At 58.6% G+C, this 21,502-nt stretch carries 16 protein-coding genes; 5 read left to right on the top strand and 11 right to left on the bottom strand.

Translation table 11 applies throughout. The features are described from left to right. Positions 1-127: 127 nt before the first annotated feature. The 3 genes from G536_RS0103635 to G536_RS0103625 form a co-directional block, all read right to left on the bottom strand. Positions 128-1,237: an SHOCT domain-containing protein gene (locus G536_RS0103635; protein ID WP_022822219.1), complete on the bottom strand. Its 1,110-nt coding sequence runs from the start codon at positions 1,235-1,237 to the stop codon at positions 128-130. Between the two features lie 112 nt (positions 1,238-1,349). After that, complete coding sequence (locus tag G536_RS0103630) at positions 1,350-2,078, bottom strand: ATP synthase subunit B family protein (protein WP_022822218.1); 729 nt, start codon at positions 2,076-2,078, stop codon at positions 1,350-1,352. Between the two features lie 70 nt (positions 2,079-2,148). After that, positions 2,149-2,394 (bottom strand): hypothetical protein, encoded by a 246-nt coding sequence (locus G536_RS0103625; RefSeq protein ID WP_022822217.1) that lies wholly within the window; start codon positions 2,392-2,394, stop codon positions 2,149-2,151. 147 nt (positions 2,395-2,541) lie between these two features. Between G536_RS0103625 and G536_RS0103620 the strand changes: the two genes are divergently transcribed. Then, positions 2,542-2,724, top strand: a complete 183-nt coding sequence (locus G536_RS0103620) for a hypothetical protein (protein WP_022822216.1) — start codon at positions 2,542-2,544, stop codon at positions 2,722-2,724. 74 nt (positions 2,725-2,798) lie between these two features. Here G536_RS0103620 and G536_RS30260 read toward each other — a convergent pair whose 3' ends face one another. After that, positions 2,799-3,491: a class I SAM-dependent methyltransferase gene (locus G536_RS30260; protein WP_084708472.1), complete on the bottom strand. Its 693-nt coding sequence runs from the start codon at positions 3,489-3,491 to the stop codon at positions 2,799-2,801. A gap of 251 nt (positions 3,492-3,742) precedes the next feature. Here G536_RS30260 and G536_RS0103610 point away from each other — a divergent pair, with 251 nt between their 5' ends. The 3 genes from G536_RS0103610 (at position 3,743) to G536_RS0103600 (ending at position 8,657) form a co-directional block, all read left to right on the top strand. Next, a complete protein-coding gene (locus G536_RS0103610) occupies positions 3,743-5,800 on the top strand; it encodes a S9 family peptidase (protein ID WP_022822214.1) in 2,058 nt (685 codons plus the stop codon). Between the two features lie 245 nt (positions 5,801-6,045). Beyond that, the gene (locus G536_RS0103605; protein WP_084708471.1) at positions 6,046-7,977 is read left to right on the top strand and encodes a sensor histidine kinase; all 1,932 of its coding nucleotides are present in this window, start codon (positions 6,046-6,048) and stop codon (positions 7,975-7,977) included. A gap of 77 nt (positions 7,978-8,054) precedes the next feature. Then, positions 8,055-8,657 (top strand): response regulator, encoded by a 603-nt coding sequence (locus G536_RS0103600; RefSeq protein ID WP_022822212.1) that lies wholly within the window; start codon positions 8,055-8,057, stop codon positions 8,655-8,657. 11 nt (positions 8,658-8,668) lie between these two features. On the opposite strand, the gene G536_RS26085 is transcribed toward G536_RS0103600, so the two are convergent. Together G536_RS26085 and G536_RS0103590 are read right to left on the bottom strand one after the other, a co-directional pair. Further along, positions 8,669-9,958 (bottom strand): MFS transporter, encoded by a 1,290-nt coding sequence (locus G536_RS26085; RefSeq protein ID WP_022822211.1) that lies wholly within the window; start codon positions 9,956-9,958, stop codon positions 8,669-8,671. A 229-nt stretch (positions 9,959-10,187) separates the two neighbouring features. Continuing rightward, positions 10,188-12,338, bottom strand: coding sequence for an FUSC family membrane protein (locus G536_RS0103590; protein ID WP_022822210.1), 2,151 nt, complete (start codon positions 12,336-12,338; stop codon positions 10,188-10,190). Positions 12,339-12,621: 283 nt separating this feature from the next. Between G536_RS0103590 and G536_RS0103585 the strand changes: the two genes are divergently transcribed. Further along, positions 12,622-14,025, top strand: a complete 1,404-nt coding sequence (locus tag G536_RS0103585; protein WP_022822209.1) for a chloride channel protein — start codon at positions 12,622-12,624, stop codon at positions 14,023-14,025. Between the two features lie 9 nt (positions 14,026-14,034). Here G536_RS0103585 and G536_RS0103580 read toward each other — a convergent pair whose 3' ends face one another. The 5 genes from G536_RS0103580 to G536_RS32685 all read right to left on the bottom strand — a co-directional run bounded on the left by G536_RS0103580 (position 14,035) and on the right by G536_RS32685 (position 21,367). Beyond that, complete coding sequence (locus tag G536_RS0103580) at positions 14,035-15,402, bottom strand: DUF389 domain-containing protein (RefSeq protein ID WP_033369498.1); 1,368 nt, start codon at positions 15,400-15,402, stop codon at positions 14,035-14,037. Between the two features lie 236 nt (positions 15,403-15,638). Continuing rightward, positions 15,639-16,517, bottom strand: a complete 879-nt coding sequence (locus tag G536_RS26080) for a cyanophycinase (RefSeq protein ID WP_051166830.1) — start codon at positions 16,515-16,517, stop codon at positions 15,639-15,641. A 53-nt stretch (positions 16,518-16,570) separates the two neighbouring features. Then, entirely contained in the window at positions 16,571-18,139 is a 1,569-nt protein-coding gene (locus G536_RS0103570; protein ID WP_022822206.1) for an FAD-dependent oxidoreductase, read from the bottom strand. A 163-nt stretch (positions 18,140-18,302) separates the two neighbouring features. Then, a complete protein-coding gene (locus tag G536_RS0103565; RefSeq protein ID WP_022822205.1) occupies positions 18,303-19,271 on the bottom strand; it encodes a bestrophin family protein in 969 nt (322 codons plus the stop codon). Positions 19,272-19,420: 149 nt separating this feature from the next. Further along, positions 19,421-21,367, bottom strand: coding sequence for a MutS-related protein (locus G536_RS32685; RefSeq protein ID WP_022822204.1), 1,947 nt, complete (start codon positions 21,365-21,367; stop codon positions 19,421-19,423). Positions 21,368-21,502 lie beyond the last annotated feature (135 nt).

The raw sequence follows: 21,502 nt of genomic DNA, 5'->3' as shown, positions 1-21,502 counted from the left end.
GGAGGAAGGCAAAATATCCACTATATAGTAGCTAGTGGTTCTCTCAAGCAAAGATACACGCCATTATTCTAGTAGGTAAAGGCTGTTGCTAAGGCTTCTATACTGTAGACGATACAGTGTGGATGGCCTATTCTACGGCTGGTTGGGCGGCGCCTTCCGCGTCGGTAAGCGTGTTTTCCAGCAGTCGCTCCTGTTTCTGATATACAATTTTATAATCGGCATTGACGCGCAGGCGCATCTGGGCGCGGGTGTTCTGGTTTTTCTGGAGCGACTGCCGGAACGCCCGGCTCCGCTCGACGTAGGTAGCCGTGCGCGAGCCATCGGCCGCTACCGGAGTTACCCGCAGGGTGCCGGGCTCCACTTGGGTTTGAGCGTCTTTGAACTCTGGAAACCGGTTCTGGTCCAGCCACGCATTAATGGCGGCCGGCGTGGTATTGCGCAGAATGATAAATAGCTCAACCTGCGGCGCGAAATATTGCTCGGCGTTGAAAGGCGCGGCCTGCAAATCCGAGTAGTATGCCGAGAGTACCTTGCTGATGCGGACTGCGGCTTCGTCGGGGTTGTCGGCTGACGGAGTGGGGTCGGTAGTGGGTGGTATGGTAGCATCGGCGGGCAAGGTGGCCGACGCAGTATCGGAAGTGAGCGGCACGGCGGGCGCCACTCGTACAGTTTCGGGGGCGGCTACGGGCGGCAGATCCAGTTGCTCGGCTTGAGGGCCGGTTTCGGGAGTTACGGCCACAGTATCAGCGGCGGTTTGGCTGGTGCTAGTCAGGTGCTCACTAGGGCGAGACTGGCCTAGCAGTAGGTACAAAATCAGCCCCAGTAGTAATACCCCGCCCCCAATGGCCAGGATTTTACCGAGCGGATTGCGAGGGGGCTCCTCAAAGTACTCATCTGTGGCTACATCCGGCGCAGTTTCCTGACTGGTATACGCCGATGGTTCGGTGGGTTGGTAGGAGGAAGTGTACTCGGGCGAAGCAGCGGCGGGCTGGGGCCACTCGGTGGGGGTGGTAGCGGCCGGCTCTGGCGTAGCTGGGCTTCCGTAGTCGGGGACGGAGAGTTCCGGCTCTGGGGTGGTGGGAGCTTCAGCGGCCGGAGCGGGCGGCGGGAGCGGCGCGGCGGACGAAGCCAGCAACCGACTCTTCAGCGTCTCGAATTCTTGCGGCGTGATGAGGCCTGCATCCAACAGTTCCCGGAGCTGAAGAAGGTTATCGAGGGGGGAAGAGCTTTTTTCCATGATGTGTGTTGTGAGTTGCCAGTTGGGAGTTTGCAGTTGTGGGTTACCAGTTGCCAGTTAATGAACAAACCGGCAGCTGGTAACCCACAACTGGCAACTGACACCCGATAACTTATTTTCGGTCGAGGGTGGAGAGCCGGTCTTTGCGGCGCTGGAGCTTGGCTTTGCGCAGGTCAAGCTGCTGGCCGTTTACGATGAGTTGCGCGGAGTCCTGGCTGGCTTTGAGCTTATTCTCAATATTTTGCTTCTTCAACGACTCAATCTTCTCCAGGTTGCTTTCGGTGTTTTTGGCCAGATTTGCGCGCTCCTTTTCCAGTCGGTCTTTTTCCTTCTCTGTTTCGCGTAGCTCTTTTTCAGCGGCTTCAATCTGCTCCCGGTAGGCTTTCAGGCGGGCGGCGGCGGCAAAGTTTTGAGCCATGTTGCGCATGGCGGCAAATTCAGTGGGCGTGCCTTCCGGGCTGAAATAGGTTTTGGCGTCGTAGCCCCCAAACACGGCCAGTTCCGTTACGCTGTCGGAAGGGGCCGTTACCATGGCGTAGAGGTCGATTAGCTTGCCTGACACGCTGGACGCGGGTACCTGCTTGGCAGCCAGCACGTCGCGCTTGCCCACCCCGAAGGTACCGTTGCCCTTGGGCTTGATGTTGTAGGTGTCCTTGAGCCAAGTTTGCCAGAAGTTGCGCGTCCAGTCGGGGGTGCCATCTACCAACACTTTGGCGGCGGGGCGCTCCTGCTTTTCGTAGTTGATAGAGCTTTGGCGCACTTCATAAAGCTGTGCCGTAGCCGAACCGCTGCTCAATACAGCCGCCAAAAAAACGCCCAGGAAGAGGAAGGTGGATTTCATATTGTTTTTCTGCTATATCGGTGAGTCACTCTAACTCATTCCGGGCAAAAGAGTTGGGCCCAGCGCCGGACTAGAGGCCGTTTCGGTCGAAGGCGGCCTGCAAATCGGCGTGCATGTGCCGGAAACGAGCAACGGCAGCCTGAACGAACTCTTCATCGAGCAGCATGCGGATGTCCTCGTCGCTGGTTACGTCCATCTCGCTCACTTTGTAGGTTTGCTCAAACGGGCCTTTTTCCAGCTTGATAAGGTATTTGCCGTTCCAGGAAAACAGAGTGATGTTGACCTCGGGGTGCGGAATATTGGCAAGCTGGCGCATGGCAGAAGCAGACTGGTGAAACGAAGGCGCGAAGATAGCCCCTGCCCGGCAACCACCCACCCGAACAAGCTCGGCATAACCTCTGATTGCAGGCGGCGTATCACTACAAGCACATTGTCAAGTTTCTACCACTCAACTCTTTCCATCATGCCACAAGGAGATAAATCGGCGTACACCGACAAGCAAAAGCGGCAGGCCGAACACATTGAAGAGAGCTACGAGAAGCGCGGCGTACCCGAAGAAGAAGCGGAAGCACGCGCTTGGGCCACCGTCAACAAACAAGACGGCGGCGGTAAAAAGAGCGGCTCCGGCCGCAAGAAGAGCAGCTAAACCTCCTAATGAGATAAAGCAAAAAGCCGCTGTATTTGCGTACAAGGGCTTTTTGCTTTAAAGAATGCTGCTACCTATTTCTTCTGGGCAACCAGCTTCACTAGCCGCATCTGCTGCAAACCAAAGTCTCCGATACCTTCCTTTTCCTCGTAGCGTAGCACCGTAAAGCCCGCCGCTGTGTAGAGCTTTTTCAGCTCATCGGTATCAAAAACAACGTTTTCACCAATTTTGCGCTTGCGGGTGGCGTCGCGGTGAAACCCTTCCACCACTACAATACCGCCGGGCTTCAGGCTGCGGTGCACCTGCTCGGCTTCGTTGCGCCCTCCGGCGTAGATAAACGCCACCAAGTCCCAGCGGTCAGTCCCGAACTCAAACTCCGATGCGTCCTGCACAAACGTGGTAATGCGCAGGTTGGCTCGTCGGGCATTGTCCTGGGCTAGCGTTACGGCTTCGTCGGCAATATCCACGCCGTAGGCATCCCAGCCTTGCTGCGCCAGAAACAGCGTGTTGCGGCCCTGGCCCATGCCTACGTCCAGAGCTTTGCCGGGCTTGCGCTCCTTGATGGTTTCGGCCAGCAGCTTGTTGGGGCGGGCATTGAATGGCACCCGGCTTTCTCTGCCCGTTAGCACTGCATTCCACTTCTGGCGCTCGAGTTCTTTGTTTTCCCGTGCATTGGGCGCGGGCTTGCTGGTACTGGCCGTTTGCTGAGCAAAGCTGCCCGACAGCGCAATAGGCAGCAACAAAACCGTGAGTAGTAGTTTCATCATAATACCTCAATAGGTGCCTAGCTGAACAAGCCGGCCAAGCAATTTAAAACGATTTGGGAGGGTTTCAGATTCTCAGGCCGGTCAAACCCAACTTTTACTGGCTGAGTCCGGGCAGATAGCCGGGCGTTGCATCAGCAGCGCAAAAAGTGCCCTGGTTTTTTTGGATGGTGGCCGGGGCTGCGCGCTAGTAGCTAACCTTATCGGTGGGCATGCTTACCTTGTTGGCTGTATAGTTCGCCCTGCCTGCTACCATGAATAAATTCCTTTCTGTTGCTTTTACCCTGCTGCCATTGGCCGCGGCAGCCCAACAACCTGTGTACACGCCCGAATTGCTGATGAAGCTAGGACGCTTAGGTGAAATGCAGGTGTCGCCGGACCGCAAAACAGTGGCCTACACCATCACGCGCTACAACTTGGCCGACAACACGGGCAACGCCGATATTTGGGTGGTGCCAGTAGCGGGCGGCGCAGCCAAGCAACTCACCACCACGCCCGGCTCGGAGGGTAACCTGAACTGGCGGCCCGATGGCAAGCTGACCTTTGTGAGCGGCGAAGGTGGCTCCGACCAACTGTACGTGATGAACGCCGACGGCACCGGTAAACAGAAGCTCAGCGAGTTTCCGGAGGAAGGCTTGGCTAACCTGAAATACGCCCCCAAAGGCAACTTCATCCTGTACACCCAGGACGTGAAAACCGGCAAATCGGTGCAGGACTGGTACCCCGACCTGCCCAAAGCCGACGCCAAAATCATCGACGACCTCAACTACCGCCACTGGAACGCCTGGGACGACCTCAAGGTGTCGCACGTGTTTTTCCAGCCGGTAGGTACCGATGGACGCCCGACCGGCTATGGCAAAGACGTAATGGGCGGCGAGAAATTCGACGCCCCGCTTCAGCCGTTTGGCGGCACCGAGCAGCTGGCGTTTTCGCCCGACGGCTACCGCCTCGCCTACACTTCGCGCAAGCTCACAGGCAAAGCCGAAGCCGAAAGCACCAACTCCGACATTTACCTCTACGACATTCGGGAAAGCAAAACCCAGAACCTGAGCGAAGGCCTGGGCGGCTACGACACCGAGCCTGCCTTCTCGCCCGACGGCACCAAGGTAGCCTGGCTGAGTATGGCCACGCCCGGCTTCGAGTCGGACCGCAACAGCATTGTGGTGTATGATTTCAGAACCAAGAAGCGCGAGGATATTACCGCCAGCTCGGAGCAGGCGGCAGCCAACATCCGGTGGAGTGCCGATGGCAAAACCATCTACTTCGTGAGCGTACTGGAAGGCACCGAGCAGTTGTTCTCGGTACCGGGCAAGGGCGGCAAAATCAAGCAGCTCACCAAAGGCGCACACAACTACAACAGCTTTGAGCTGGCCGGCTCCGACGTGGCCATTGCCAACAAAACCACCCAGGCCACACCCGCCGACCTGGTGCGCGTAGACCTGAAAACCGGCCGCGAAACGGTGCTTACTACCATCAACCAGCAGGAGCTGGCAGGCGTGAAAACTGGCAAAACCGAGGCCCGCATGGTACGCACCACCGACGGCAAACAGATGCAGGTATATGTCATCTACCCGCCCGATTTCGACCCGGCCAAGAAGTACCCGACGCTGCTTTACTGCCAAGGTGGCCCGCAAAGCCCAATCACCCAGAGCTTCTCGTACCGCTGGAATTTCCAGCTGCTGGCCGCCAACGGCTACATAGTAGTGGCCCCCAACCGACGCGGCTTGCCCGGCTTCGGCACTGAGTGGAACAACAGTATCTCCGGCGACTGGGGCGGGCAGCCCATCCGGGATTATCTGTCGGCTATTGATGCGGTGAGTGCCGAACCGTACGTGGATAAAACTCGCCTGGGCTGCGTGGGAGCCAGCTATGGCGGCTACTCGGTGTACTACTTGGCGGGCAAGCACGAAGGCCGCTTCAAAACCTTTATTGCCCACTGCGGCCTCTACAACCTCACCAGCTGGTACCCGAGCACCGAGGAAATGTTCTTCGCTAAGCACGACATTGGGGCTGCCCCCTGGGAAACACCGCAGCACAAGAGCTACACTGAGTTCAACCCGCAGCTGTTCGCCAAAAACTGGGACACCCCGATTCTGGTGATTCACGGCGGCAAGGATTTCCGGGTGCCCGAGGGGCAGGGCATGGAGGCTTTCGGCACGGCGCAGCTGCGCAGTATTCCGAGCCGGTTCCTGTATTTCCCCAACGAGGGCCACTGGATTTCCAAGCCGCAAAACGCTGTGCTTTGGAACAGGGTGTTTTTCGAGTGGCTGGGCCGTACGCTGAAGCCCGAAACGGTAGGACAGGCCAAATAAGGAGAGCTTCTTTAATAGGGCTGTAACAGGTCTGAGGTAGCGGCACAGCGTAAAACTTTGTAAAGAAAAGGCCCGACCAGCAAATAACTGGCCGGGCCTTTCTTGTAGTATACAGTTTATTAGCAGCGCTTTACCGAAACAACTACTTCTTATAATTTACAGTACCAGCACTCAATATCTTAGTATCTGATTATATTATTGTATTGTGCTTTCTGAAAGTGAGCCATCTATAATCACCTACTGTTGTGTTTGCACGCCTCCTCTTGTTCTGGCTTTTGCTTGGTGGTTTGGTGCCAGCTAACGTTGGGGCAGCACCGCCGCAACAAGTTCTGACGGATACCCTCCTGCTTAAGAACCCAAAGGGCGCCCATATTTCAGAAGCGTACCGTTACTACACCGAACCCTTTGCCACCAAGCCCGACCCCGAGCAAGTGGAAGCGCAGTGGCGAGCCGGCAAGTTTCGCCCTGGCCCCTGGCACGAAACGCTCAACCTAGGCATACTGCACAAACGGGTATGGATGCGGCTGGCTGTCCGCAACACCGAATCCCAACGGCTACGATTCTTGTGGAGCATTTTCAACTTCACCGATAGTGCGGCCCTCTATTGTCGGCGCCGGGGCGAAACGAAATTCACCCAGCTTGCTATAGCCAGCTCCTGGGTGCCGGCTGCCGAGCGGGCCTTTCCGGCGCGGGCGCTCAGCTTCCCCTTTACGCTGGAAGCCAACGAATCTGCCGTGCTCTACCTACGCATTGACTTGCACGCAGGGGCGCTATACCTACCCACGTATATCGAAACTGCTGAACACTTCCTGAACTGGGAAATGAACTTTCCCTTCGAGCGGCACTGGGTCTGGATGCTAGGCTTTTACTTAAGTAGCGCGCTGTTCAATCTGGTGCTATTTGCCTTCCTCCGCGACCGAATTCATGTATGGTACCTGGCGTACGTGGTATGCGTCACGCTGTTTTTGATGATGGAAGATGGGCTGGACGCCATGTTGCTTCCAACTGGCCTTTACCAGTTGGCTTGGTCAATAGGGCAATTCAACTTTGTGATATTGGCGGCGGCAGCGGGCATCCGCATCTTACAGCTATTCGTACGGCTGGGCAGCGGCTGGCCCCGTCTGCACCGGGCAGGTACTTGGCTGGCGGGTACTTCCGCGGTGTTCGTGCTACTTTATGCGGTAGCTTTTCCGTGGGCCGTACGCCACAGCCTAACGATGGTTCAGGCCTTGAACTTCACGCGGGAGCTGATATTGATTTGCCAGTTTGGCTATGGCTGGGTGACTCTACTGGCCGTGATGCTCACCCGGCGCCGGCGCTTGGCAGCCTACTATGCTCTCACGTACTTCTTTTTCTCTGCGGGCTTTGCCATCTTTTGGTTCAACCATATTGGGCTAACCAGCTTCAACCCCGTGTATCCCAACGCGCTGGCCTGGGGCTTGTTTTTCGAGTTGTTGGTACTGAGTGCATTGCTTACAGGGCGCTTCCGCCATACGCTCCGTCAGAATGCTCGTTTGCGCATTCGACAGCTGCGGCAGCGCAACAGCCAAAGCGCCCGCCTGATTGCGGCCCAAGACGAAGAGCGGGAACGGCTGGCGCGGGAGCTGCACGATGCCCTGGGGCCCAACCTGGCGGCGTTGCATTTGGCCTGGCAGGGCCGGGCTGTGCAAGAGGCCATAAACAGCTCGCCGGAAGCTGCCGCCGCCGGCCACCATACCGAGTTACTACTACGCCACCTCCGCGACGAGGTGCGTACGTTCAGCCACGCCATCCTACCAGCCGAGCCTGGCCTGGGAGGGCTCTGCGACTCCGTAGCGGCGCTGGCCGAACTGCTCAACCTGTATGGCAACCCCACGGTGCACACCTACTGCGACAAGGGCCTAGAGCAACTGCCCCAGCCGTTGCAACTAGCCGCCTACCGGATTGCCGCTGAACTGCTCAACAATGCCGTGCGCCACGCCAATGCCACCGAGGTGCAAGTGCAGCTGCTGCTACACCCCGAGGCGCTGGAAATACTGGTGGACGACAACGGCAACGGCTTCAACAAAACGCAAACCCGCGCCGGCATCGGGCTGCGCGGCGTGCAGGCCCGCACTGAGTACTTGCGGGGCCAGATGCACATCGACAGCTCGGCAACGGGCACCTGCATTGTGGTCAGGCTGCCACTGAAAGAGTAAGACCACACCGGCCGATACTGGCGTAGTTTTTCATTCGATCTGTTTCTCACCACCGTAATCCTATGTGCTGCCGACTTTTGATTCTGGATGACCACTTGATGTTGAATCAGGGCTTGGAGCGGCTGCTGAACGAGCAGCCCGATTTGCAGGTACTTGGCCAGTTTGTTACGGGGCCCGAACTACTGGCCTGGCTGGCCAAAGCTGGCCCTACCCCCGCCGACGTACTGCTGCTGGATTTGCACCTGCCCCCCCCCGACGGCCTGACCCTGTTGCCCCGCCTGCGCCAACAGTGGCCCAGCCTGCGGGTACTGGTGTTCAGCACCGATGCCACACCCGAGTTGATAAGCCGCTTGGTCGCGGCCGGGGCCAGCGGCTTTGTATCGAAAGCTGCCGACGCCGCCCAGCTGTTGCTGGCCATCCGGGCCATATTCGCCGGAGAAACCTGTTTCCCGGTGTACTCGGCGTTGCCGGCCGCAGCAACCAAGCAGTTACACCGCCTTTCCACTCGGGAGAAAGAAATTGTAGGGCTAGTACGCCTGGGCTTTACCACCAGCCAGATAGCCGACCGGTTGTCGATATCAGTACACACGGCTACCACGCACCGGCGCAATATCATGCACAAGCTGGAGCTGCACAACGTGGCCGCGCTGGTGCGGTTTGCGCACGAAGAAGGGCTGTAGGCGGCTTATTCTCAACCAACCGAACTACCTGAGCGCGCAGTGGCTCTTACCGCTTTGTTGCCGAGTACCCAGAATAGCAGCAATACCACCACGCTACAAGCCCCACCCAGCACCGGCACCGACAGATACTCCAGCAGCAAGCCCGTGAGGTAGGCGCCACTCACGCCGCACAGGTTCACGAGAGCCATATAGGTGGTGAATTGGGAGCCTTCGATACGGGGCTGGCACAGCGCCATGAGCAAGGGCAGAGCCGCTACGCTGAGACTGGGGTCGGCCATGTTCCAAACCAGCAAGCCGAAGATGGCGAAGGGCACTTGCGGCCACAGGAAACTCAGGCTACAAAACAGCAGCAGAAATACGCCCAGTACCAGCAACACCCGGCGTTGCAGCCGGGCTGGCCCAATCCGGTCGGCGAGGATGCCGCCAGTTACGGTTATGCCGAGGGTGGCCAGCGTACCCCAGCCGCCTTGCAGGATGGATACGTCGCTGTCGGGCCAGTGCAGCACGTGAATGAGGTGGTAGTTGTAAGCCCAGCCGAACATGCCGAAGCACAGGTAAGCCGCCGCAATAACACCGAACAGCCGCAACGTGCGCGGTTCGGTTATGGCTCGGAACAGCGCCCGGAACAGCCAGCCTACCGATGGGTTGTCGGCGTGACGCGGCGCGGCAGCACTGCGGCCGAAAGTAGGCACAAGCTGGTCGGTATGGTCGAGGCGGATGAAAAAGGTAAGTACGGTAAGGGCCAGCAGCAGCACGGTTTGCGTGAGGGCGGCCTCGAAAAATCCGTAGCGGTGCAGCACCCAGCCCAGGCCCGCCGCCCCCGCCGAAATGCCCAGCAGAAACCCACCGCGCATAAAGGCATTCACCCGGCCCCGCTCCGCCTCGGGCACCACCGAAATGGCAATGGCATCGACACTAGCATCCTGAATAGAGGCAAATACGCTGTGCACCACAAACGCCAGCTTGAGCAACGGTAGCTGCGCCACGGGGTCGTGGACGAGCAGCAAAGCCAGCGAAGCCAGCGCCGCTACCAGCTGCGTGAGCACCACCCATTGCTTGCGCTGCCCGATAATGGAATCTTGGTACTTGTCAATCAGTGGGCCCCACACAAACTGAAGCGCCCACGGTAAGCCCACCACCGCCGAAAATGTGGCCACCGTGGCGGCGCTGAGGTTGCGGCCAATCAGGTAGTTGACCACGGCCGTCATACCAAACCCCGCCGGCAGGCCCTGCATCACATACAGATAGAAAAAAGTGAAATACCGCAGGCCGGTACTTTCGCGGAGGACGAGATGGCGCACGCAGGAGCAGGAAGGATGGAAATCCGTAACCACGAAACCGGTTGTCTGGTTTTCAGCGGCTTACCCCTCCCCTACTGCCGTATGCAGAGTAGGCAACCAGCTGGTGGTTTGGCGCCAAACCACAATCAAAAAGCCCGTCATTCCGAGCTTGTTGGGGAATGACGTTCGTTGGTAGTACTGCTGATGCAGTCTGTAATATGGTGCCCGTTACTTCACTTCTAACCGAAGCTTACCTTAACACTTCCTCGGTTACTTTATTGATGTCGCCGCTTACTTTCTGAATGAAATCTAGCTGTTCAGTGAGCTGCGGGTCGGGGGCGGCAACGGGGGCGGGGCGACGAGCAGACTCGGAGGAAGTGGCAGATGTTTCGGCAGCAGTTGGGTTTTCGGGCTCAGTCACATCGAGGCGGCGCAGGCTGCGGTGGAGAGCTTGCTGGGCTTGGCGTACTGGCTTCAGCAAAGTACCGGGGTACGGCAGGCGGGTGGAGCCACCCAACAGGGCCGACGAAATGGAGGCTACATTGGAAGAGAGAATATGGTTGAGCACCACAAACTCGTGTACTTCAGAGGGGCGGTGCTGTTTGCCGCGCGGCTCCGACATCATGCGCTGAAACGCCGCCGCCAGGTTAGCTGAACTCACGTACACTTCCTTGCGGGCCAGCTTGTACTCCACTTCGGCCATAAACGCTCCCGCCAGCGTGTCGGTGAGGGTATTCAAATAGCGCAGGTTGGCCCGCAGTACGGCTTTCATGTAATCGTGCAGCTGGTCGGATTCCCAGCGTGGAAACAGCAGGTAGCTGGCTGAAAAGGCAATCAGGCAGCCCAGCACGGTGTCCAGAATCCGCTCTTCCACCACTTGCAAATAGCCCAGCCCCAGGAAACTGAACAAAATCAGCACGAAGGGCGTCATGAAGGTGACAGCCACGATGTAGTTGCTGCGCGTAAAGCTGAACGACGTCACCATGAACACAAACAGCAACGCCACCAGTGCCAGCCGGTCGTGCACCAGAAACAGCACCAGACCACCAAGGATACCGCCCGCCAGCGTACCCAAAACCCGGTGAATATTGCGCGCCTTGGTGAGGCTGAAAGCCGGCTTGAGCATATAGGTCACGGTCATCAGAATCCAGTAGCTGTGGTGGCTAGGCAGCAATACCTTAGCTACCACAAACGCCACCGAGCAAGCCAGCATCATGCGCATGGAATGCCTGAACACGTCGGAGCTGAGCGTGAAATGGCCGCGCAGCTCGTCCAAGGCAAAGCTCTGGTGCGACACAAAACGGCCAAATTCCAGCTCCCGGCTGGCGGGGGCGGCGTTGGCGTCGAAGTAGGCCAGAATACCCTGGAGGCGCTGGTTGAGGTTACGCAGGTTCACTAGTATCTTTTTCAGTACCAGCGTATGGCCGGGCTGGCTAGGGTCGTCGAGGACGTCAATGCGGGCTTTGAGCTGCTCTAGGCTGGTAGTGAGCTGAAGGCCGGGCGTGTGGCTGCGGTTGGCTTGAATAGCAAAGCCGATGCTTTCCAGCTCGGTGGCCATCAGTTCCACCATTTTCGCCACGGCATCGAGCACGCCCGTAGCCGCAAACCGCGCGTGAATGGCCGAATAATCGTAGTACGTGACGGTGATGTGCTCGTAGAGGTCCATCAAATCCACGAACGTGAGCACCAGCCGGCGCCCCGTACCGGTGGATTCCTTTACCATCTGGCGCGTGCGAAACAGCAATTCGCGCACAGCGTCTTGCTTTTCATTCACAGTTACCTGCTGGCTCATCAGGCGGCGGTAGTCGTCTTCGAGGTTGGTGCCGGTGCGGTAGAACTCGGCTTTGAGGCGCAGGAAGCCCGCCACCGCCCGGATACACTCGCCCAGCGCCTGCTGCGACGCCCGGTACGGCCGAATCTGGTTGGTGAGCACGCTCAGCACGCAGTACCACCCCGCGCCCAGCGTTACTAGGCCCGTAAAGCGCAGCAACTGCGGCAGCGCCATAGCACGGTCCATCATCAGAATAACCAGCAGCAGCGCCGCCGTGCCCACCGAGCCGGCGCGGGCGCCGTACACCAAGAACATGGTAAACAGGAAGCTAAGCGCCACCACTTCCAGCCCCAGCAGCCACATAGAGGACTGCGCCAGCCCCGTAAGCAGCGCCACCACCGGCAGCAGTAGCAGCCCGGCCAGCATGCCGTTGCGCTTATGAATAATGGGGCCGGGCGCGTCGGTGATGCTCAAGCACAACGCGCCCAGCGCCAGGTCGAGGCCGATATCCAAGTGGCCCAGCCAGCCGAATACCAAGCCGGGCAGCAGGATGGTCAGCGTGATGCGCAAGCCGTCGGAAAAATCCTGGCTGAAAAAGAAGTATTGAAGTTTTCGGGTGCGTTGGCTCATTGCAGCGGGCTGCGGTTCAGGTCACCTATACGGCGAAGTGCCGCCAAGCTACTGCAAAAACCAAACGCCCCCACCCTCTTTCTGCACATTCCGCCCGCAATCCTCCTGCCTGATTTACTAGCCCGAAGCTGAATAGTAGCCGGTTTAAGTGGTAGGTAATCGGCTGAATACTCACGGATGAAGGACAAATATTGTATAGCTGGCACTTGAATAGGTTCGTTCATAATAAGCCAATAAGGCCCGCCCTGCGTAAGCAGGTGTATTCCAGACCCAGTTTCACCTGATGCCCGACTCCCCTACTCGCTACGCCAGAGCCCTAGCCTGGTTCGACCGATACCTGCTGCGCCGGCTCTACACCGACCGGGTGCGCCGCCTAATTCTGCAAAGCTTCCCGTTTTGGTTTGCCTCCATCGTGACGGGCATTGTGGCGGTGGGCTACGAAAAGCTGTTTATGTGGGCCGAGCACGGCAGCTTCCAGTGGCTGAGTGCAAACCCGCTGCTGGCTTTCGTATTTACGCCGCTGGCCTTTCTGGCATCGTGGGCGGCGGTGTATTGGTGGGCACCAGCGGCGCGAGGCAGCGGCATTCCGCAGGTAATGGCCGCCATTGAGCTGTCGAATCCCGGGCAACATCACCGTACAGGCTATTTGCTGAGCTTGCGGGTGGCATTTGTGAAGGTGTTGAGCAGTGTGGCCCTATTGATAGGTGGCGGCGTAATCGGGCGCGAAGGACCTACCATCCAGATTTCGGCCGCTATATTCCGGGCCATCAACCGGCTGCAACCCGCCGGCTGGCCCCAACTCTCCCGCCAGATTGCGCTGGTAACGGGCGGCGCGGCCGGTTTAGCAGCGGCTTTCAATACACCGCTCGGGGGCATTGTATTCGTGGTGGAAGAGCTGACCCAGATGCACATGGCCCGCTTTCGGATGGCCGTGTTTTCGGCGGTTATAGTGGCGGGCCTCACGGCGCAGGCTATTCTGGGGCCTTATCTGTATCTGGGGTTTCCGAAGGTAAATGCCCACGCCGGCTGGTTTCTGGCCACGGTGGCGTTGGTGGCTATTATCTGCGGGCTGGCCGGGGCCGTGTTTGCCAAGGCGCTGCTGTGGTTGGGCAATTACCGCAAACGGTTCGGGACGGTACCCCAACAGGCGGCGTGGGTGCTAGGGTGCGGGCTGGTATTGGCCGGCCTGATCTATATGGTAGGCCCCGAGGCTATGGGTACCGGCAAGCCCATTATCAACCGGCTGCTTTTCCAGAACGACGGCCAGACGCCTTGGTACCTGTTTCCGGTGCGCTTTGCGGGCATGGCCCTCAGCTACAGCGGCGGCGGCGCGGGCGGCGTGTTTGCCACCTCGCTCAGCGCGGGTGCCCTGCTCGGCGACGGATTGTGCCGCCTGGGCCAGGTGCCGCTTGAAGACCGTAATCTACTGATTCTGGTGAGTATGGTGGGTTTCCTGACGGGGGTGGTCCGCTCGCCCTTCACGGCGGCTATTCTGGTGCTGGAAATGACCGACCGGCACTCGGCCATTTTCCAGCTGCTGCTCAGCGGCATGATGGCCCAAGCCGTAGCCTCACTCCTCGACCCGCATTCATTCTACGAACACCTTAAAACCGGCTTCCTGCGCGAAACCCTGGCCCAGCCCAAACCGTCCGATACCCGCCCTTCAGCCGCGGCGCTACCCGAGTAAGGTTGCTTATTACCTGGTGTTGTTTTCCACCAAAAGGCGCACCGGGTGCTTGGCGCCAGCGCGTACGGTGAGCCACTGGCGCAGCCGCTGCTGCTCGGGGGCCGGCAGCAGCGCGGTGGTACGCACTGCTACTACCACGGTGGTATCGGCTTGGAGCGAGTCGGTGGCTGGGCGAATTAGCTCACTGAGGCCAAGTTGCCGCACCGTAGGGTGCTCGGCCTGCACTTCGCGCAGCAACACCGCCGCGGTAGGCAGGTGGCCGATTGAGTTGCTATTTGTTGCGGCAAGCACTTGTTGCAGCTTGGCCAACTCGGCATCGTAGCGGGCCATGGTTTGCTGGTTACGGCTCCGGATATCCTCAAGCAAACTGTTGCGCATCGTTTGAGCATCCACTGAGTCGAGTTGGGCCAAGCCCTGGCGCACGGTCAGGTGCGCGTCTGAGAGGCGGTAGTTTCCTAGAGTGGCGCGGGCGGCTTTCAATCGGGGTGGCGGCAGTTGCTGGCCGGCCAGCAGCACATTGATGGTTTGCGCGTCGGCATCAATTCGAGTGGTTACCACGTAGGAGCCCGGCAGCTTCAGTTGCTCATCAATAAACTGCTGAGCATTATGCTCGAAAATGGTGCGCTGCACAAAGCCCGCAGCCAGGTACACGCTGGGTACGCCCGTGAGCAGCGCCACCGTCCAGATGCTGAACTGCACCCGGCGGGCCTGTTTCTGGCTGGCAAAGTTGTGCGAGGGCAGCGGTAGGACACGGGCCACCAGAAACGTAGCGAAGCTGATAAACACGCAGTTAATAAAGAACAGATACAGCGCCCCAAACGAATACGCCCAGTGCCCAGTGGCAATGCCATAGCCGGCCGTACAAAGGGGCGGCATGAGAGCCGTGGCAATAGCTACACCAGGAATAGTATTGCCCCATTCGCGGCGCGTGAACCCCACCGCGCCGGCGGCCCCGCCAAACAAGGCAATCAGCACGTCCCAGATGGTGGGCTGGGTGCGAGCCAGCAGTTCGGAGCCCGCGTCGGTGAGGGGTGTGAGGCGGAAGTACAGCGCCGATACCACCAAGCTAACTACCACCGCAAATAGCAGGTTTTTCAGGCCCCGCTGCACCAAATCCATCGTTACGGTAGCGGCCCCGAAGCCAATGGCCACTACCGGCCCCATCAGCGGTGAGATGAGCATGGCTCCGGTAATGGCGGCCGTGGAATTGACATTGAGCCCCACCGACGCAATAAGAATGGCGAAAATGAGCACCCACAAGTTAGTACCCTGAAATTTTATACCCGCCTCGACATCGGCCATGATATCGGGCGCATCGGCCATGTCGTGCGAGAGGTTGAAGCGCTGGCGCAACCAACGCAGAATTGGGAGAGGCATGGGCAGGAAGGTAGAAAGTCGGCTTCACCACCAGGCAGCGTAGCTCGGCAGTATAGTAGCGCGTACGTAGAGGGCGTTGTATCTGGTGCGTCGTTCCCAGAAATATCAACGCATACCAAGCAGCGTGAACAGCAACCCAACATTTGACCGTTACCTCGAGCACAGTCGAGGAATGACGGTCAAATGTTGGGTTGCAAATCGTTTACTGTCCGCACAACCAAGGAAAGCCGATGTGCTTACACATGCATCTGCTCGATGATGGGCAGTGTGTAGCGCTGGCCGCTGCTGAGTAGATGCATGCGCAAGTCGCGGATGGAAAACGGGCTACCGGGCTCTACCGCGTGGATGTTGGTGTCGGTGACGCCCATGCCATCAAGCACTACCACCAAGCCGCTGCCAATCACCTCCAGCTCCCGTCCCTGGGTTACTACCACGGCCGTATCTTCCTCCAGCCCCAGCCCAATGCACGAGGGGTTGGTGGCAATAATCTGGGCCATGCGCACAATGCGGCCCCGCGCCACGAAGTGGGTGTCGATGGCCACGTTGTGCAGAAATTCCAGCCCAGTGGTAATGTGGATTTCGTCTTTGCGCATGCCTGCATTGTTGCGGCCCTGGTAAATCATGGGCGTGCTCATGGCCGTGGCGCCGGCGCTGGTACCGGCAATAACAAACGGCTCGGTGGTGTACCGCTCCTTGAGGCGCCGCTGAAATGCCGTGCCGCCGAGCAGCGCCGTGATGCGCAGTTGGTCGCCGCCGGTGAACATGACGCCACCAGCTTCATTGAGTATGCGCAGGCTTTCCTCACTTTCAGCGTCCTGACGACTTTGAATGTCAAGCACTTCGATACGGCTACAGCCCAAATCAGTGAATACCTTGATGTAGTCTTCGGCCGACTCCTTGGGCTCTTCCGATGCAACGGGCAGCACCAGGATGTAGCCTTTGTTGCCGATTTCCTCTACTACCCGGCGCAAAATCGAATCGTCGGCCATGTCGGCATCAGTGTCCGTTGAAACGTCTTTTCGCTCGTGACCACCAATGGAAATCAACGTACCCAACGGATGCGGGCACAGTGCTTCTGAAGGAGTTGCGGCAGGTTTTTTTTTGGAAGCAGGCATAGAGAGAAGTAGGAAAATAAAGAGCGTTTTGCGTTAACACCGATACAGGCATCCTATTCCACCTTGGCCAAATCCTCGTTGGCCGGACCAGCCAGCAGCTTGCCATACGCATCGAAACGGGAACCGTGGCAGGGACAATCCCAACTGGTTTCCAGAGAGTTCCAATGCACAATGCAGTGCAAATGCGGGCACAAAGCAGAGCACTCATGTACTTGGCCTTGCGGGTCGCGGTACACAGCTACTTTCAGCGGCCCTCGGCCAATCACGGCGCCAGTGCCGGGCTGCACGTCCTCGGCACTCTCCACTTCACCGCCGGTTAGCAGGTCGGTGTACTCGGCGGCTACGTTCAGGTTTTCGGTTACGTACTCCTTAATTGACTCTAGCTTCAGGGTGGTGCGGCCAGGATCGTAGAGCTTCGCCCAAGGGTTCTCGCGGCCCAGAATCAGGTCAGTAACGATAAGGGGCCCAAGCGTGCCGTGGGTCATGCCGTGGCCTGAGTCGCCGGTGATGATGTACACATTGTCGTCGTCTAGGGGGTTGCGGCCGGCGTAGGCCAGCCCATCCACCGGTTCCATCACCTGCCCCGACCAGCGGTACTCGATGCTTTGCACCGCCGGGAAATTCGCACGGGTCCAGTCCTCCAGGCACTGCAAATGCGCCTCGGGGTTGGGTTCCTGGCCGGTTTTGTGGTCTTCGCCACCCACTAGCAACAAATCGTAATCCACTGGCTCACCAGCGGGACTGGCCTCTACTTTTTGCAGCCGGATGTAGTGGTACGGATCGGCAGTGTCCCAGTACAGTGCCGTGGTGATGGCGCCTTTGGGTACGCGGGCGGCAATGGCATAGGTGCGGTACGGGTGCTGCTTGGTGTGCATCACCACCCGGTCGTTGAAGGGCGTGTTGGTAGCAATTACCACGGCATCAGCGTGCACCTCGTGGCCTTCGGTGGTCGTGACGCCCGCCTTGCTGCCGCCCTTCACTTCGGTGGCGTGGGTATTGGTGAAAATTCGGCCACCTTGGCGCGTAACGGCTTCGGCCAGCCCGCTCAGGTATTTCAGAATGTGGAATTGGCCTTGGTTCGGGAATACCAGACATTCGCCGGTAGTGAAACCCTGCGCCTCGGCATCGGGCAAGCGGTGCACATCGGTGAGGCCGGCGCGGTGCGCGGCTTCCAACTCGTCGTCTAGCTCCTGTACCTTGCCATCTTTGGGCAAATACAAATAGCCGGTTAAGCGCTCGAAGTCGCAGGTTATGTTTTCGCGCTGCACTATCTGTTCGATGGTATCCACGGCGCTGCGGTGGCTGTCGGCGGCTAGGCGGGCGCCTTCTTCCCCGAACAGCTGTTCCAAAGTGGTGTACCGGTCGTCGAGGGCAAACGAGAGGTGCGCCGTAGTACGACCGGTTTCGCCGGAAGCCAATTCGCCGTCTTCCAGCAGCACCACTTTCCGGCCCGCACGCCCCAGCAGGTAGGCTGTGGTCAGGCCGGCAATACCGCCCCCTACCACCACCACATCTGCCGTAGTCGATTTGGTGAGCTTAGGAAAAGTGGGCAGCGGAGTTGCCGTTGGGAACCACGATGACTGCGTGGCGCCGGAAGTGCGGGTGGGGCTGAATTGGGCCATAAGAAAGGTCGGTTAGGAGGCCTTTCTTTACGCCCGCCCCCCTGCGTTAGTTAACGCCGAGCTTAGGGTGAGATGGTGAAGTGGTGAGTTTGATGTTCCGCTGGTGCAAACTGCGCGATTAGAACGTCAAACTCACCATTTCACAAGTTTATTACCTCAGCACTTAGTAGAGAATATCATCGATGGGGTCGAGTTTGGCGGGGATGTCGGTTTCGCCGAGCAGCTCGCGCAAGTCGATTTCGATGTTGCGGCAGATAGCCGTCATGGGCACGTCGTTCATTTCGTTTTCAAACGGATTTTCGCTGGTGTGCCCCACAATTTCAATAGTATTGAACACCCACGACACCAGCACCGAAAACGGCACGGTCATCCACAGATGGTGCGGTCCTAGCTTCTCGAATTCGGCAATCAAGCCTAGTGGCAGCAGCGCCGCAAAAAGCCACACGAATACATAGCTGAAAAACGCGTACTGACGCGGAAACGGTGTGTTTTTGATTCGCTCACAGCCGCCTTGCAAGTTGAAGAGCTGCTCCATGCTCATCATCATGTTCACGTGCTGGAAGTCGTTGAGCAGGCCCCGCTCCTCCCGCAGAATCCGCAGGTCGGCGGCTTGCTGGCGCAGCAGGTGGGTCGGCGGGTTCTGTTTGGTTTTCATTGCCGCCGATTCAATAGGGTCGAGGAAGGGCGCTACCTGCTGTTCCCACTGGTCGTTTTGGCGGCGCAGGTTCAGGCGCACGGCGTTGCACCAGGCAATATGCCGGTACACCAAGCGGCGGTGGCGCACACTCAGCTCGTCCTGCGAGGCGGCCGGGGCGTCCACGCCGGGCGCATCCACCACCGACGTCACGTATTCTAGCGCCTGAATCGACCAGGTGCGGCTGTAGTTCACGATGCCGCCCCACAGTTGCCGCCCCTCCCAGAATCGGTCGTAGGAACCATTGTTTTTGAAGCCGATGTAGAACGACACAGCAATACCGAGCGTGGAAACCGGCTGCCACGGAATGGCTATCCAGCGCTGCTTGAACACCGCGTACAGCAAGCAAATTAGCACCGAGTACACCGTAAAAACGACTATTCCTCGCCAGCCATATTTCCAGATAACGTGCCAGCGCAGGTTTCTACGAACGTACATGGGGGGATTGTTAAATTGTTGTTGGTTGAATTATTGATTGCTAGATGGCTAATCATTGCATTGCTAAGCAATGTTTATCAACGCGTTGCTAGTAGAAGAAACAGACATCTAGCTGCCAATCACCCATTCAGCAAATAGCACTCAATTATTCAGTCATCCGCTGCCACATCAATGCCCATGAGTTGCATGAGTTGGCTGGCATTGAAGGAGCGGCAGGCACCGGGTGTGAGGTGATAATCGAAGTGAATCTGGCCGTTGGCGAAAGTGCTGTTGAAGCTGAAGTTACGCACTTGCCCCGGCCATTCCTCTTCTAACGCGGCCAGTTCCAAATCGTGGGTGCTGACCAGGCCCGCTGCGCGCCGCTGGTGCAGCTGCCGCAGTAGTGCCCGCGCGCCCCGGTGCCGGTCCAAGGAGTTGGTGCCCTTTAGAATCTCATCGAGCAGGTAGAAAACGGGAGGCTGTTCGTTTTTCGTTGTTGGTTTTTCGCTGTTCGGCGCTGGCTGGTTGCTGGCAGTGCCACCTTCAATTCTTAATTCTTCATTTTTAATTTTCAATTCTCCTTCGCTAAGGTCGAGCAGCAGCTTGAGGCGCTTGAGTTCGGCGTAGAATGAGGAGGTACTTTCGGCCAGGTTGTCTTGAGTGCGCATGGCGGTAAATACCTGCGCCGGGCTGAGGCGGAAGTGGCGGGCGCACACCACGCCGCCAGCCTGGGCCAGCACCATATTTAAGCCCAGCGTCCGCAGAAACGTGCTTTTGCCGGCCATGTTGGACCCGGTAATAACGACCGTTTGCGCCAGCCCCGCCGTGTGAAAATCGTTGGTAATACGATTGGTGGTGAAGATGAGCGGATGGCCCAGTTCGGTGGCAGTTACTTCCAGCTGCTCGGTGCTTAGCTCGGGGGTGGTGTACGCAGGGTTGGCAAACTGCCAACCGGCCAGACTAACCAGTGCTTCCAACTCGGCTTGCACTTCCAGCACTGTTGTCAACTCGGGACCGAGGCCACGCTTCCAGCGCTCCAGCTGCCACACAGCGTGCATATCCCAGAGGAGTAGGTTGTTCAACAGCAACGCCCCCAACGGATGCTCGCGCCCTCGGAACAGCCCCGCCACGCTGGATAGCTGACCCAGCCGCTGGGTGGCGGCGGCGCCATGACTGGCGGCCTGCAAAGTGTCGCGTAATTGTTGCAGCCGCGGCGCCTGCCACTGCCGGTCGGGGTCCTGCTCGAAATGGGCTAGTTGGGCCTGGGTGGCCCGGAGGGCGTCGCGCATGGCGGTGGCTTGCTCGGCGTACTCGTTGCGCACGGGGGCCAGGCGGCTATTCAGCACGCCCACTATCAGCTGCACCACTACCAGCGCGTAGAAGCCCAGGCCTACTATCCAGGCGCCAATAGATAGAAACACTAGTATGGGGAGCACAATTAGTAGCGGCTTCAGCCAGGGCTTGCCGGCGAAAAAATCGGGACGGGCCAGCCAGGCGCTGAACTCGCGCGGATCGGCTTGCTGGCGTGGGAAGTGCCGGGCCCGGGCTTGCCATTCTTGCAGCCACGCTACATCAGGGGCCAACTCGGCGGCGGCTTGCTGGCGAGCCTGCACTTCGATGGAGCGTGCCGGAGCCAGTAGCCAGTTAGCCAGCCAGTCGTGCCCGAGGCGGGTGGTAGCCCGGTTAATCAGCTGAAACAACGAGTGCGCCCCGAATACGTCGAGGTCGGCGGCGTAGGGGTGCTGGGCATCCAGGTAGCGCAGGCCGGGGTCGAAAGCAGTGAGTTTACCCGCCAGCCGGTCTAGCTCGTCCTGGTTGATGCGGGCCAGCAGCCGGTGATGTTCCCGCTGGTAGCTTACGCTCGAGTGCCAGCGCACCAGCACCGCAAACAGCACCCATACCACGCCTATCAGGGCCACCCCTGCCGCTAGTTGTCCACTGGAAAATAGCATCCACGCGCCAGCTGCACCGCCGCCAAACAGCAGCACCCGCAACCAGCCGCCCAGCTGATGCCGGCCAGCGAAATAGCCTTCGCGTTCAGTGTGAGTGGTCAGGTTCTCAGCGAAAACCTCAATGGGAGCAACAGTAAGCGGACGGACAGCAGCGGAAACGGGCACGGTAACAGCATCAGATGAAGCAGCTAAGGTAGCCCTTTAGGGAGTGAATGAGTAATTGAATGAAGTCGCATACGTCTGTTGACGTTTGCGCCAATAGCGTCAGAGGTTACTTCACTTAATTACTCATCCAATTTT

This window comes from Hymenobacter norwichensis DSM 15439 (assembly GCF_000420705.1).
GTDB lineage: Bacteria > Bacteroidota > Bacteroidia > Cytophagales > Hymenobacteraceae > Hymenobacter > Hymenobacter norwichensis.
Note: the sequence above shows the minus strand (reverse complement) of the source record. Positions and strands in the feature narration are given on the sequence as shown.

Excerpts from the sequence above, each read along its gene's own strand:
- G536_RS0103625 (WP_022822217.1), bottom strand. The coding sequence starts at position 2,394 with ATGCGCCAGCTTGCCAATATTCCGCACCCCGAGGTCAACATCACTCTG.
- G536_RS0103590 (WP_022822210.1), bottom strand. The coding sequence starts at position 12,338 with ATGAGCCAACGCACCCGAAAACTTCAATACTTCTTTTTCAGCCAGGAT.
- G536_RS0103620 (WP_022822216.1), top strand. The coding sequence starts at position 2,542 with ATGCCACAAGGAGATAAATCGGCGTACACCGACAAGCAAAAGCGGCAG.
- G536_RS0103570 (WP_022822206.1), bottom strand. The coding sequence starts at position 18,139 with ATGGCCCAATTCAGCCCCACCCGCACTTCCGGCGCCACGCAGTCATCG.
- G536_RS0103610 (WP_022822214.1), top strand. The coding sequence starts at position 3,743 with ATGAATAAATTCCTTTCTGTTGCTTTTACCCTGCTGCCATTGGCCGCG.
- G536_RS0103580 (WP_033369498.1), bottom strand. The coding sequence starts at position 15,402 with ATGCCTCTCCCAATTCTGCGTTGGTTGCGCCAGCGCTTCAACCTCTCG.
- G536_RS0103635 (WP_022822219.1), bottom strand. The coding sequence starts at position 1,237 with ATGGAAAAAAGCTCTTCCCCCCTCGATAACCTTCTTCAGCTCCGGGAA.
- G536_RS30260 (WP_084708472.1), bottom strand. The coding sequence starts at position 3,491 with ATGATGAAACTACTACTCACGGTTTTGTTGCTGCCTATTGCGCTGTCG.
- G536_RS26080 (WP_051166830.1), bottom strand. The coding sequence starts at position 16,517 with ATGCCTGCTTCCAAAAAAAAACCTGCCGCAACTCCTTCAGAAGCACTG.
- G536_RS0103565 (WP_022822205.1), bottom strand. The coding sequence starts at position 19,271 with ATGTACGTTCGTAGAAACCTGCGCTGGCACGTTATCTGGAAATATGGC.
- G536_RS0103585 (WP_022822209.1), top strand. The coding sequence starts at position 12,622 with ATGCCCGACTCCCCTACTCGCTACGCCAGAGCCCTAGCCTGGTTCGAC.
- G536_RS0103630 (WP_022822218.1), bottom strand. The coding sequence starts at position 2,078 with ATGAAATCCACCTTCCTCTTCCTGGGCGTTTTTTTGGCGGCTGTATTG.